11 protein-coding genes and 1 tRNA gene are annotated in these 13,663 nt (G+C 64.9%); 8 read left to right on the top strand and 4 right to left on the bottom strand.

Going from position 1 to position 13,663, the window contains the following annotated elements:
* Window positions 1–160 precede the first annotated feature (160 nt).
* The 3 genes from SAS01S_RS10615 to SAS01S_RS10605 form a co-directional block, all read right to left on the bottom strand.
* A tRNA-Pro gene (locus SAS01S_RS10615) sits at window positions 161–237 on the bottom strand.
* An 88-nt stretch (window positions 238–325) separates the two neighbouring features.
* Window positions 326–1,627, bottom strand: coding sequence for an FAD-dependent oxidoreductase (locus SAS01S_RS10610; RefSeq protein WP_066807657.1), 1,302 nt, complete (start codon window positions 1,625–1,627; stop codon window positions 326–328).
* A 293-nt stretch (window positions 1,628–1,920) separates the two neighbouring features.
* Window positions 1,921–2,667 carry a penicillin-binding protein activator LpoB gene (locus tag SAS01S_RS10605; protein WP_066807656.1) on the bottom strand — a complete coding sequence of 249 codons (747 nt, stop codon included), beginning with the start codon at window positions 2,665–2,667 and terminating at the stop codon, window positions 1,921–1,923.
* A gap of 184 nt (window positions 2,668–2,851) precedes the next feature.
* On the opposite strand from SAS01S_RS10605, the gene pnuC reads away from it, so the two are divergent.
* From pnuC to SAS01S_RS10565, 8 genes are all read left to right on the top strand, one after another.
* Window positions 2,852–3,523, top strand: coding sequence for a nicotinamide riboside transporter PnuC (gene pnuC / locus SAS01S_RS10600; protein WP_369405737.1), 672 nt, complete (start codon window positions 2,852–2,854; stop codon window positions 3,521–3,523).
* Window positions 3,520–4,053, top strand: coding sequence for an AAA family ATPase (locus tag SAS01S_RS10595; protein WP_066807682.1), 534 nt, complete (start codon window positions 3,520–3,522; stop codon window positions 4,051–4,053). Before pnuC ends, SAS01S_RS10595 begins: the two co-directional genes overlap by 4 nt.
* 67 nt (window positions 4,054–4,120) lie before the next feature.
* On the top strand, window positions 4,121–5,932 hold the full coding sequence (gene lepA / locus SAS01S_RS10590) for a translation elongation factor 4 (protein ID WP_066807655.1): 1,812 nt from the start codon (window positions 4,121–4,123) through the stop codon (window positions 5,930–5,932).
* Between the two features lie 56 nt (window positions 5,933–5,988).
* On the top strand, window positions 5,989–6,669 hold the full coding sequence (locus SAS01S_RS10585) for a spermidine synthase (RefSeq protein ID WP_066807654.1): 681 nt from the start codon (window positions 5,989–5,991) through the stop codon (window positions 6,667–6,669).
* 109 nt (window positions 6,670–6,778) lie between these two features.
* Entirely contained in the window at window positions 6,779–7,537 is a 759-nt protein-coding gene (locus SAS01S_RS10580) for a DUF2334 domain-containing protein (protein WP_066807653.1), read from the top strand.
* A 47-nt stretch (window positions 7,538–7,584) separates the two neighbouring features.
* Window positions 7,585–8,532: a hypothetical protein gene (locus SAS01S_RS10575; RefSeq protein WP_157082773.1), complete on the top strand. Its 948-nt coding sequence runs from the start codon at window positions 7,585–7,587 to the stop codon at window positions 8,530–8,532.
* Complete coding sequence (locus SAS01S_RS10570) at window positions 8,532–9,701, top strand: glycosyltransferase (RefSeq protein WP_066807651.1); 1,170 nt, start codon at window positions 8,532–8,534, stop codon at window positions 9,699–9,701. The genes SAS01S_RS10575 and SAS01S_RS10570 overlap by 1 nt, the downstream gene beginning before the upstream one ends.
* 72 nt (window positions 9,702–9,773) lie before the next feature.
* Entirely contained in the window at window positions 9,774–13,157 is a 3,384-nt protein-coding gene (locus SAS01S_RS10565) for a trifunctional glycoside hydrolase family 18/polysaccharide deacetylase/glycosyltransferase family 2 protein (RefSeq protein WP_066807650.1), read from the top strand.
* Here SAS01S_RS10565 and soxR read toward each other — a convergent pair.
* Window positions 13,154–13,603: a redox-sensitive transcriptional activator SoxR gene (gene soxR / locus SAS01S_RS10560; RefSeq protein WP_066807649.1), complete on the bottom strand. Its 450-nt coding sequence runs from the start codon at window positions 13,601–13,603 to the stop codon at window positions 13,154–13,156. The genes SAS01S_RS10565 and soxR overlap by 4 nt on opposite strands.
* Window positions 13,604–13,663 lie beyond the last annotated feature (60 nt).

Here is a 13,663-nt window from a genome sequence, read left to right as displayed (position 1 = left end):
GTTCAGGGGACGGCCTGAAAACTGCGGCGCCGGGACGGATACGTTCCGGCGTTGCTTTTGGGTGGGCAGGGGAGGTGTCTCAACCCTCGCCGTTATCCGATCACCGCGGATCGAAAGCTAATCGGGCCACTCCAGCGCTATCGCATGAAGATCGCCGCAATGGTCGGGGCGATAGGATTCGAACCTACGACCCCTGGACCCCGAGACCAGTGCGCTACCAGACTGCGCCACGCCCCGACACATTGCAGGGAGGTGCGCCTAGCTTGGCGATGCACCGCTATCAAGTCTAAAATTGCCGACGGAGTGGCCGGCCCGGGCCGAGGGCTCAGTTGCCGCGGGCCGCCAGCATCGCGTCGATGCTGGTGAACTTCTCGCGTGGGGATCCGTCGCGGGCAGCGGCGATCTCTGCCGCTTCGATCTTCTGCCAGTCGCGGAAGGTGACGACGTCGACATTGCGGTCGCGCAGCAGCAGGTCGAGCCCGGCGCGTCCTTGCTTGCCGTAATCGTCTGGCGTGTCGACGGCGATCTGTTCGGCGATCATGAAGCCGTCCGGTCGGTTGGTACCAATCGTTCCGGTCGGCCCGCGCCGTGCCCAGCCGACAGCGTAGAGGCCGGGGGAAATCCGACCCTCGTCATTGGCGAAGCGGCCGAGCTTGGCGTCATACGGCACACCGTCGATCGGCGGGGTGCGGTAGCCGATGCAGCTCACCACTAGAGCGGCAGGGATCACATAGGTTTCGCCGGTGCCATTGGCGCGGCCCTCGGCGTCGATCGCGGTACGTTCGACGATCACGCGCTCGACCTTGCCATCGCCTTCGACCGCGACCGGCATCGCGTAGAAATCGAACGCGATGGTGATCGGCTTGTCCGCCGCATCGAGCGTCGCAAAATTGCGCAAATGCGTCACCGACTTGCGCAATCCCGGCTCGAGCGCGGCGTCCTCGGCTTCGGGTGGCAAGTCGGCCGGATCGACATGCGGTATCGCGCGTTCAAGATGGCCGAGCTCGCCAAGCTCCTTTGGCGTCATCGCGATCTGGTGGGGTCCGCGCCGTGCCAGGATGGTGATGTTCTCATGCGACGCCGCGCCGAGCGAATCGAGCGCGTGGCCGACAATGTCCGACCCGGTGAATTCCGCGCCGGTCTTGGCCAGCACGCGCGCGACGTCGAGCGCGACATTGCCTGCGCCGACGATCACCGCGCCGGGGCCGCTCAGCACAGGGGCGAGGCCGGCGAAATCGGGATGGCCGTTATACCAGCCGACGAACGCCGCCGATCCGACCACGCCGGGCAGATCGTCGCCGGGAATCCCGAGCGGCCGATCGGCCGGGGCACCTGTTGCGAGGACGACGGCGTCGTACAAGCCGACGAGCTCGGCGATGGTGACGTCGATGCCGACGGTCACATTGCCGACGAAGCGGACATTGTCCGACAGTGCGGTCGCTTCGTAGCGGCGCGACACGCCCTTGATCGACTGATGGTCGGGCGCGACGCCGGTGCGGATCAGGCCATAGGGAACGGGGAGGCGGTCGATGATATCGACGCGGACCTGGTCGCCGAACTGCTTCTGGCACGCTTCTGCAGTGTAATAGCCGGCAGGACCCGATCCGACGATCGCAACGTGACGCATGGTCCCTCCTGATAGGTCAGGAGGGGATGCTTAGGGCGTGTATCCGCCATCGGCAACGGCTTGGATTGCGGTGGGGGCGCTAACCCTCTCCCGTTTACAGGAGAGGGTTGGGTGAGGGTCTTCTTTCTTCTTCCAAGCGTGTGCCGAAAACAGAAGAAGACCCTCACCCTCCCCCCCGCCTTCGGCGGCGGGTCCCTCCCTCTCCCGCGGGCGGGAGAGGGGTTCCAAGCGCTACGGGCTTGCTTATCGGCATTGCCAAAGCCCTCTCCCGCAGGCGGGAGAGGAGTCAGTAGCTACCGACCGCCGAGTTGGTCGACCAGCTTGATATACGCGTCGAGATAGGCGAGCACGATGACCTGGCCGATCTGCGTGTTCTGATAGCCACCACCGCCGGCCGAGGCGAACCCGCCCCACCAGCTGGCGCCGGTCGACGCGCTGAAGCCGACATCCGTCTTGCGATAATAGCCTTCGACCACATTCTCTTCGGTGGTACGCGAATCGACCACCGACAGGGTGACGTTGGCTTCACCCTTCTTGATGTTTATGCCGCCGGCGAGCGAGCCGATCGCGCGCGCGCCACCGCCGCCGAAGTGGCTCAGCACGCCGCCGATCGCGCCGCCGACATTGCTGCCGCCGGAATTGTCGTTCGTCGTGACGATATTCGGTTCGAGCAGGTAGTCGGCCGCGCGGACCTGGCCCTTGCCCATGTTCGACCCGCGCTGAAGTTCGCCATTATCGGCCAGCGCGCGTTCCATAGCGCGGCTTTGCATCGAGCGGCCGCGATTGACCAACGTGAAGCAATGCGATTCCTGGACGAACACCTTGATGATCGCCTCCGGGCTGCCCAGGCTGTATTGCCGCCACCATTGATTTTCGGGCTCGACCATTGCGATCGTGCCGAGCGGCCTCGCGCAATGCGGCATTTCGCGCATGCCGCGATCCTGATCCTTGCGGCCCGACGATCTGTCGGGTCCGGCGAACGCCGGCGAAACAGAAAACGCCATCGCGGCAGCAGCGGCCGCTATCATCAACTTACGCATCTAAACCTCCCCAAGCGCCGATGCCCCACAATCGGTCCGGCGACGGATGACCCAATTCGCACGTATCCGGCATAGCCGTGACGTACGCATGACGATGCGGGAGTTGCCATCTGCCCCGCATCCTGGCCGATATTTAACAGAGCGTAATGACCTGAAATAGGCGTTTTGCGCCATTGGCTTGGCCATGCCGACGGGCAAGGCCGCATGGAAATCCTTGCCGACCGCGCAGGTCGCGTTATCGTCGGAGGCGATGGCATCGCTCGATATCGTCCGCGAATTCCTGAGCGAGATGTCGCCGTTAGAAGGCGTCGCCGCGCTGTTGATCCTTGCCAATGTCTGGCTGGTCGCACGCCGGAGCATCTGGAACTACGCGTTCGGGATCGCCGGGGTCGTGATTTATGGCGCGGTCTTCTTTCGCGCCAAGCTTTACAGCGACATGCTGCTTCAGGCCTTTTTCCTGGTCGTTCAGCTTTATGGCTGGCGGCAATGGCGCCGCTCTCAGATCGACTCCGGCGACGTCGTGGTCGAGCGCCTGACCACGAGCGCGCGGCTCGGTTGGCTCGCCGGTATCGTGGTCGCGGTCGCCGGCTGGGGCTGGCTGATGCACCGCTTCACCGACGCGGCGCTGCCCTGGTGGGACGCCTCGGTGGCGATGACCAGTGTCGCCGCGCAGATCCTGATGTCGGTGCGCAAGCTGGAAAATTGGTGGCTGTGGATAGCCGCCAATATCCTCTCGATCGGGCTCTATGCGACCAAGGGTCTGTGGATCACCGCGGCGCTTTACGTCCTGTTGCTGGGCATTTCGATCTGGGGACTGGCGCGTTGGCGAGCCGCGCGGCAAGGGGCGGCGGCATGAAGCTCCGCTCGATCTGTCTCCACGGTCCCGAAAGCACCGGGAAGTCCACGATGGCGCCTGAACTGGCACGCCATTTCGGTTCGGCCTGCGTGGTCGAATATGGCCGCACCTATACCGAGGCATTCGGCACCAATTGGACGATGGCCGATCTGGTTGCGATCGCCCAGGCGCACGACGCCCAGACGCGCCAGGCGATCGCCAGCGGGCGGACGCCGGTGATCCTCGACACCGATCCACTGATGACCGAGGTCTGGGCGGAGATGCTGTTCGGCCGCCACGACAAATGGTTCGACTCGTGGGACGGCTTTGCCGACCTCTATTTGCTGTTCGACGTGGACCTCCCCTGGGTAGACGACGGCACGCGGATGTTCGGCACGCCTGACAAGCGCCGGCGCTTCTACGATCTGTCGATGGAAGTGCTCGAGCGCCGCGGTGTGCGCTGGACGATGGTCAGCGGAGACGGCGAGCAACGCTACCTGACCGCGCTCCGGGCAATCTTGGGAACCGAGAAGTCGCTGGCTGGCGCTTAGGGTCTTTGGCGTTTGGCCGCATGCCTGCTATCGGCGCGGCAAATCCCTCTTCATTGCAAAGATCATCGTGTCCACGCCGCTCGACAAAATCCGCAATTTCTCGATCATCGCCCATATCGACCATGGCAAGTCGACGCTCGCCGACCGCCTGATCCAGGCGACTGGCGGGCTGTCCGAGCGCGAAATGTCCGAGCAGGTGCTCGACAATATGGATATCGAACGCGAGCGCGGCATCACCATCAAGGCGCAGACCGTCCGCCTGTCCTACAAGGCGCAGGACGGCGAGACCTATACGCTCAACTTGATGGACACGCCGGGGCACGTCGACTTCGCTTATGAAGTCTCGCGCAGCCTGGCGGCGTGCGAAGGCGCGCTGCTGGTGGTCGACGCGGCGCAAGGGGTCGAAGCGCAGACGCTCGCCAATGTCTATCAGTCGATCGAGCACGACCATGAGATCGTGCCGGTGATCAACAAGATCGACTTGCCCGCCGCCGAGCCGGAAAAGGTGAAGGCCGAAATTGAGGAAGTGATCGGTCTCGACGCTTCCAACGCGGTCCTGACCTCGGCCAAATCGGGGATCGGCATCGCCGAAGTGCTTGAGGCGGTGGTCCAGCGCATCCCACATCCCAAGGGCGACGCATCCGCGCCGCTCAAGGCGATGCTGGTCGACAGCTGGTACGATTCGTATCTCGGCGTCGTCATTCTGGTCCGCGTGATCGACGGCGTGCTCAAGAAGGGCCAGCAGGTCACGTTCATGCAGGCCGGCACTCAGCATCTGGTCGACCGCGTCGGCTGTTTCCGGCCCAAGATCGAACAGTTGACCGAACTCGGTACCGGCGAAATCGGCTTCATCACCGCGCAGATCAAGGATGTCGCCCAAGCACGCGTCGGCGACACGCTGACCGATACCAAGCGCCCCGCGACTGCGCCGCTGCCGGGCTTCAAGGAAGTCCAACCGGTGGTGTTCTGCGGGCTGTTTCCGGTCGATGCCAACGACTTCGAGAAGCTTCGGGAGAGCATTTCGAGGTTGCGCCTCAACGACGCCAGCTTCTCGTTCGAGATGGAGACTTCAGCCGCGCTTGGCTTCGGCTTCCGTTGCGGTTTCCTCGGCCTGCTGCATCTGGAGATCATCCAGGAGCGCCTGACGCGCGAATACGACCTCGACCTGATCACCACCGCGCCGTCGGTCGTCTACCAGATCGAGCTGACCCACGGGCAGGGCCATATCGAACTGCACAACCCGGCCGACATGCCCGATCCCAACAAGATCGCGCTGATCAGCGAACCGTGGATCGAGGCGACGATCTATTGCCCCGACGAATATCTCGGCTCGATCCTCAAGCTCTGCCAGGACCGGCGCGGCATCCAGAAGAACCTGACCTATGTTGGCGGCCGCGCGCAGGTGACTTACGAATTGCCGCTCAACGAAGTCGTGTTCGACTTTTACGATCGCCTGAAATCGATCAGCCGCGGCTATGCCAGCTTCGACTATCATCAGATCGGCTATCGCGAAGGCGACCTCGTCAAGATGTCGATCCTGGTCAATAACGAGCCGGTCGATGCGCTCAGCATGATCGTCCATCGCGGCACCGCGGAGAGCCGCGGTCGCGGCATGTGCGAGCGCCTGAAGGACCTGATCCCGCGTCATCTGTTCAAGATCCCGATCCAGGCCGCGATCGGCGGCAAGGTCATCGCGCGCGAGACGATTGCCGCAATGCGCAAGGACGTTACGGCCAAATGTTATGGCGGCGATATAAGTCGCAAGCGCAAGCTGCTGGACAAGCAGAAGGAAGGCAAGAAGCGCATGCGCGAATATGGCAGCGTCCAGATTCCGCAGGAAGCCTTCATCGCCGCGCTCAGGATGGGCGACGAGAGCTGAGGCCTGGTTGTGCATACGTCCGGCCGTCAAGGTCGGGGTCACGAGGAAAACACCACATGATCCCCCGCGAACTGATCGACGTCGCGCGCATCCCGGGCACTAACGACGAACTGCGCCTGTTCCGCCGAGGTGCCGACTTCATGATCGTGCTCGACCGCAACGAACTGATGAACAGTCGGATGAGCGGGTCGGAGGAAGTGTTGGCGACCGCGACCTGCGAACGCCTCGGTGCCCGCAAGGCGCCGCATCTGCTGATCGGCGGCTATGGCATGGGCTTCACCTTGCGCGCCGCGCTTCGCTCGCTGGGCGCCGACGCAAAGCTGACGGTGGCCGAACTCGTGCCAGAGATCATCGACTGGGCGCGCGGCCCGATGGCCGAGCTCGCCGCCGGCTGTCTCGACGATCCGCGGGTCAGCGTCGTCGGCGACGACGTGGCGGCACTGATCGACACCGGGCAAGGCCAATATGACGCGATCCTGCTCGACGTCGACAACGGCCCCGACGGGCTGACTCGCGCGAGCAACGGCCGGCTCTATTCGGAGCGCGGGCTGGAATCGGCGTGGCGCGCGCTACGCCCGGGCGGCATCCTGGCGATCTGGTCGGCGGCGCCCGACCCGCGCTTTGCCCGCAAATTCGCCTCGTGCGGCTTCACGGTGGATGAGATCGTGACTCGCGCCCGCAGCAACGGCAAGGGGCCGCGGCACGTGCTCTGGTTCGGGACGCGCAGCGCCGCCTAGCTTTCCGCGTGCAAATGACGGCGACAGATTGCGACATTCCTGCACTTGCGGTCCGTCCGGAACGGGCCTAGCGGCGCGCAACCCGACGCGACGCTGTTGCCCATTCCCTATGCCCCGCCAAGAACCCTCCCTGCTGGTTTCAATCCACGACGTTTCTCCGAAGTTCGAGGGGAAAGTCGATCGCCTCGCCGACCTTGTATCGCGCGACATGCCGGCGCCGCATTACGCGATGCTGGTCGTGCCCGATCATTGGGGGGATTCGCCTATCCGCGCCGGCACACCGTTCGCCTCGCGGCTGCGAGCCTGGTCGGACGCCGGGGTCGACATGTTCGTCCATGGCTGGTTCCACCTCGACCGCAGCGAGCATGACGGTGCGCTCGCCAAATTCAAGGCGAAGCGGATGACGGCCGGCGAGGGGGAGTTCTTGGGTCTCGATCACGATACCGCGCGCGCGCGAATGGCCGATGGGCGCAAGCTGATCGAAGACATTATCGGGCGGCCCGCGGTGGGATTCATCGCCCCGGCCTGGCTCTACGGCGATGACGCGATGCGGGCGCTGGGTGAGGAAGGCTTCGCGCTCGCCGAGGATCATATCAAGGTGTGGCGCCCCGCGACAGGTGAGGTAGTCGCCAAGGGACCGGTGATCACCTGGGCCAGCCGCAGCCGCTGGCGGATCGCGTCGTCGCTCGCCGTCGCGGCTGTGGCACGCGCTGCTTTGCCGCGTCGTCCATGGATGCGCCTCGCCGTTCATCCTGGAGACACCAACGTACCGGCACTGACGGACAGTATCGCGCGCACGGTTGCCAGTCTGTCGCGCGGGGCGCGTTTTGCCCGATATAGCGAACTTTTGCCGGCCGCGGGGGCGTAGACGGTCAAGAACCAACACGGGAAAGGGACGGATAAGGTAGCGATCGAATGAACGACATGTCACGGGCCGTACGCGGAATGGAGGCCGCCACGGTTGCCGATTGGGCACGAAGCGCGGGGGATCGCGCCGCTGCCCCCTGGCTCCGTTGGACGGGGCCCATCCTCTCGATCGCGATCATTTTCGTCGTTGCACGCGTTCTGGGTCGGGCCGACCTGATCACGCTCGATCAGCTGCTGCCGGTATCGGCCGGCTTCTGGGTGGGCATGGCGTTGCTGCTCGCGATCCAGCCGATCGCCGACTATATTATTTTCCGCGGGCTGTGGCCGTTGCCGCTGGGCGGCGGACTCGTCGCCTTGCTTCGCAAATCGGCATCGAACGAATTGCTGTTCGGCTATTCGGGCGAGCTGCAATTCTATCTCTGGGCGCGCCGCAACGCATCGATCCCCGGCTCGCCATTCGGGGCAGTGCGCGACGTCGCGGTGCTGTCGGCGCTGGCCGGCAATATCGTCACCCTGGCCCTGCTGCTGGCGGCGATCGCGGTGCCGGGGCCGCTCGAATTCGGCGCGATGAACGCGCACATATTATGGTCGGGCGTGCTCCTGGTCGCCTCGTCGATGGCCGTGATGCTGTTCCGCCATCGCCTGTTCGCGCTGTCACGTGCGCAATTCTGGCGGATCGCTGCGATCCACACGGCGCGGTCGATCGCGGTGACGGTGATGTTCGGATTGCTATGGGCAATGGTCATGCCGGGCGTGTCGCTCGGCTGGTGGCTGCTACTGTCGGCGGCGCGCCAATTCGTCACTCGCCTGCCGTTCCTGCCCAATAAGGATTTGGTATTCGCCGGGCTCGCCGCCGGCATGCTGCACGACGTGCCGAACGTCGCCGATACGGTCGCTCTGGTCGCGGGCGTGCTCTTTGCCGGGCAGGTCGTGATCGGCGCAGCGCTTGCCGTCGCCGACCTGGCGCGCGAAGCCCTGCACGTCGAGGCACGCTGATGCGTATCGTCGACGTCTGCGCCTTCTACACTCCCGCTGGCGGCGGCGTGAAAACCTATGTCGAGCGCAAGCTGCAGGCGGCGCCAGCGGCGGGGCACGAAATGATCATCCTGGCGCCGGGGGACGAGGACCGGATCGAGGAAGTAGCCCCGGGCGCGATCCTCGCGACGATCGCCGCGGCGCCGTTTCCGCTCGACCGCAATTATCATTATTTCGACGATCAGGACCGGCTCCACGCCGCGCTCGACCAGTGGCGGCCCGATCTGGTCGAGGTCGCCTCACCCTGGACCAGCGCGTCGATGGTCGGGCAGTGGCGCGGCGACGCCCCACGCGCGCTGATCATGCATTGCGATTTCCTATCGGCCTATCCCTATCGCTGGCTGCAGGGGATGTTCTCGATCCCGACGATCGACCGCCGACTCGAATGGTATTGGCGGCATTTGCGCAAGCTCGATCGCCAGTTCGATTTCGTGGTGAGCGCGAGCGACGACCTCACGCAGCGATTGCGTGCCGGTGGCGTGGCCAAGGCCCAGACCATTCCGATGGGCGTGCAGCCGGACGTCTTCTCGCCCGACCTGCGCGACGAGGACCTACGGCGCGAGATGCTCGAACAATGCGGCCTGCCGCCCGAGGCGACGTTGCTGGTCGGGCTCGGCCGCATGGCGCCCGAGAAGCGCTGGCCGATGATCTGCGAGGCAGTGCTGGCGGCGGGATCGCACCACGCTGTCGGGCTGGTCCTGTTCGGCGCCGGGCGCGATCGCGCGCGCGTGATTCGCGCGACGCGAGGGTCGCCGCATATCATTGTCGCGCCGGCGATCACCGATCGTGCCCGGCTGGCACGGATGCTGGCCAGCGCCGACGCGCTGATCCACGGCTGCGAGGCGGAGACGTTCTGCATGGTCGCGGCAGAGGGCGCGGCAAGCGGCCTGCCGTTGATCCTGCCCAATCGCGGCGGCGCCGCCGACCACCACCGGGCGGGATGCGGTATCCGCTATGCCGCGTGCGATGCGCGCGATCTCGGCGAGCGGCTGACGGATTATCTTGGCTGCGACCTCCGGGAGGACCGCCGGCGAGCCGCGGCACTTGCACCGCAAGTGCGGATGATGGACGCGCATTTCAGCGATCTGTTCGCGGTGTATGAGCGATCGGTCGCGCGTGCGGCGGCTTGATACGCGGCCGATCGCGCCGATCGAACGGACCCACTTGAAGGCGGACGCGGGCAGTGCCACGACGCGCATCCAATGACCGCAGCCGGCGCCCCAATCTTCTATGATCCCTCGGGCCGGCGGCGGCGGCGCTTCGCGCTCGGCGTCGCGGCGTTCATCGCGCTGTTGCTGTTGTCCGTGGTGGTGTTCGGCGCCTCGATCGGGATCGTGCCGTCGCAACCGTTGCTGCCGATCAACACCGAACGGCCGCTGCACCGGCTGGCGCCGCCGCACGACACCCTGCTCAAAACCACCGGCCGCACGATCGACTGGTATGGGCGTAAGCTGACCGGCGAGACGCGTTCGAAGGAAGCCAAGACCGTCGGCAATGTGCCGCTGGCGATCGCCTTCCACGTGCCGTGGGACGGGCAGAGCGCCGAATCGCTGCGCCGGCACATCAACGATCTCGACTGGGTGATTCCCGGATGGGTGTCAGTAACTGGCCCCAGGCATACGATCACCACGTTCAGCGACACTGCGGGGCGCGCCGTAATCAATGGGGCGGCCCATCGTCCCTTGATCCTGCCGATGATCCAGAACGCCATTCAGGGGCAATTCGACGGCCCCGGTATGGCCGCGCTGCTGCACGACCCGAAGCTACGCAAGCAATTTCTCGACAAGCTCGAGCCTTGGCTGGTCGCCAATCACGCGGCAGGTGCGATGTTCGATTTCGAGGCGCTGCCGCCGTCGGCACAACGCGATTACCTTGCGTTCCTCAACGAGGCGAATACCCGGTTCGACCGGCACGGCTGGCTGATTACCATGGCAGTCCCGGTCGGGGACAAATCGTGGAACCTGCCGGCTTATGCCAAGATCGTCGATCGCATCTTCTTGATGTCGTACGACGAGCACGAGACGTCGAGCGCTCCCGGGCCGGTCGCGTCTCAGGCCTGGTTCGCACGAGCGGTCGCTGATGCGGCGCGCGGAGTTTCGGCGTCGAAACTGGTCGTGACGATCGGAAGCTATGGCTATAACTGGTATCCCGGCGGCGCCGATCCGATCACGGTCGAAGAAGCGTGGCAGGTCGCGCGCGAATCGGACGCCATGCCGACGTTCGATCGCGCCAGCGGCAATTCGGGCTTCTCCTATGAAGAGGACGGCAAAAAACACGTCGTCTGGTTCCTCGATGCGGCGTCGGCCTACAACCAGATCAATTTCCTGCGTCGCGCCGGCCTGGGCGGCATCGCCTTGTGGCGGCTGGGTGCCGAAGATCCGGGCATCTGGTCGATTTTCGGCAAGTCGCATCCGACGCTGCCGCCGGCCAATGTCATCGAGACAATTCCCAATGGTACCGACGTCGATATCGAAGGCAGGGGGGAGATACTCAAGATCGGTGCGACTCCGGCATCGGGTCAGCGCCGCGTCGCCACGACGCGGAGCGGCGACATAGCGGGAGTCACGTTCGATCGGCTGCCCAGCCAATATCAGGTTCAGCGGACCGGCTATAGTCCGAACCAAGTTGCACTGACCTTCGACGACGGCCCCGATCCGCAATGGACGCCGCAGATCCTCGACATCCTGAAGCGCTACAACGTGCCCGCGACCTTCTTCATGGTCGGGGAGAACGGCCTGACCGAACGCGGCCTGCTCGAACGGATCGTGCGCGAGGGTCACGAGGTCGGCAGCCACACTTATACCCATCCCAATCTCGCCGGCGCCTCGGCGACCGACACGGATATCGAACTCAACGCCAACCAGCGGCTGTTCCAGGCCTTCACCGGGCGCTCGCTGCGCCTGTTCCGCGCGCCCTATTTCGGCGACGCCGAGCCGACCACGGCGGACGAACTCGGGCCCGTTTATCAGGCTCAACTACGCGGCTATATTTCGGTTGGTCTCCATGTCGATGCCGAGGACTGGCAGCGGCCGGGCGTCCAGGCGATCATCGACAATGTCATCGACGGCGTTGCCAAGCGCGGCACCGGCTGCGCGTCGGGCGACGATTTGCAGTGCAGCCACAATATCGTGCTGCTCCACGATGCGGGCGGCAACCGTCAGCAGACGGTCGAGGCGCTGCCGACGATCATCGAAAAACTGCGCGCCATGGGGTTCACGTTGGTGCCGGTATCGTCGCTCGCCGGCCTGTCGCGCGACCAGACGATGCCGCTGATCTCGCCCGGCGACCGTGCCGCGGCGGAGGTCGATCTCTTCCTGTTCGGCACGATCGGCGCGGTGGTCACCGCGCTCGGCTGGATTTTCTTCTTCGCGATCTCGATCGGCATCCTGCGCGCGGTGGTCCTGTCGGCGCTCGCGCTGATCCAGGCGCGGCGCGAGGGGCGGACGGTGTTCCCGGCGATCGATCCCGATCGCTTCGTGACGGTGATGATCCCCGCCTATAACGAGGAAGCGGTGATCGAGCGGTCGATCCGGACTGTGCTCGCCTCGACCGATGTCAGGATCGAAGTGATCGTGATCGACGACGGGTCGAAGGACCGGACCAGCGAGATCGTGCGCAACGCTTTCGCCGGCGACCCCCGCGTCCGATTGCTGACGCTCGAAAATGGTGGCAAGGCACGCGCTCTCAACCGGGGTTTGGAGCTCGCGACCGGCGAGATCGTCATCGCGCTCGACGCGGATACCCAGTTCGAACCGACCACCATCGCGCGGCTGGCTCGCTGGTTCGGCGATCCGAAATTGGGCGCGGTGGCGGGCAATGCCAAGGTCGGTAACCGGGTCAATCTGGTCACCAGATGGCAGGCGCTCGAATATATCACCGCGCAGAACCTCGAGCGCCGCGCGCTTGCCAGCCTCAATGCGATGACCGTGGTGCCGGGCGCGGTCGGGGCATGGCGGCTCGAAGCGGTTCGGTCGGTCGGCGGCTATCCCGACGACACGCTGGCCGAGGATCAGGATCTGACGATCGCGATCCAGCGCGCCGGATGGAAAGTCCATTACGATCAATTCGCCGTCGCCTGGACCGAGAGCCCGGAGAATTTCAAGGGCCTCGCCAAACAGCGCTTCCGCTGGGCCTATGGCACGCTGCAATGTCTGTGGAAGCACGGCACGATCATCGGCCGCGGCAAGCCGCGTGGCCTCGCCTGGATCGGCCTGCCCCAGGCGATCGTGTTCCAGATCGTGCTCGCGGCGATCAGCCCGATCATCGACCTTGCGCTGATCGTCAGCTTCGCGCTGACCTGGCTCGCGGTCGAACAGCATGGCTGGGACCAGACCCAGCACAGTATCGAGAAGATGCTGGCTTATTGGCTGATCTTTACCGCGATCGATCTGCTTTCGGCGATCGTCGGTTTCGCGCTCGAACGCCGCGAGAAATGGTCGTTGCTGTGGCTGCTGATCCCGCAGCGGATCGGGTACCGCCAAGTGATGTATTATGTCGTGCTGAAAGCGATCACCCAGGCGCTGCGCGGCCCGCTGGTCGGCTGGGGCAAATTGCAGCGCACGGGACGGGTGCAAGCGTCAGGTTAGGAGTCCTGCGCGATCAGCCGCGCGCCGCTCGCATCCTTGCCCAGCCGGTCGGCCGGGTTGCGCAGCGGACAGTCCTCCATCGACAGACATCCGCAGCCGATACAGCTGCCAAGTTGATCGCGCAGCGCCGTCAGCTGCGCGATGCGATGGTCGAGATCGTCGCGCCATGCCGCCGACATGCGCCGCCAATCCTCCCCCGACACCGGGCGATCGGCTGGGAGCATGTCGAGCGCCGCTTTGATTTCGCCGAGCGGAATGCCGGTACGTTGCGCTACCTTGATCACCGCTACCCGGCGCAGCACGCCGCGGCGGAACCGGCGCTGGTTGCCGCCCGAGCGCTCGGCGCTGATCAGACCCTTCGCCTCATAGAAATGGAGCGTCGACACCGCGACGCCGCTGCGCCGCGCGACCTCACCGACCGACAGCATCGCGGGAATATTTTGCATGCGAAAAGTCCCTTGACCTGAACCAAGCTTGAGGTTGCATAGGCGTGTCTCGCGGCGCCG

The sequence above is a fragment of the Sphingomonas asaccharolytica NBRC 15499 genome, from assembly GCF_001598355.1.
Classification (GTDB): domain Bacteria; phylum Pseudomonadota; class Alphaproteobacteria; order Sphingomonadales; family Sphingomonadaceae; genus Sphingomonas; species Sphingomonas asaccharolytica.
The sequence above is the reverse complement of the archived record's forward strand: the minus strand, read 5'-3'. Positions and strand labels throughout refer to the sequence as shown.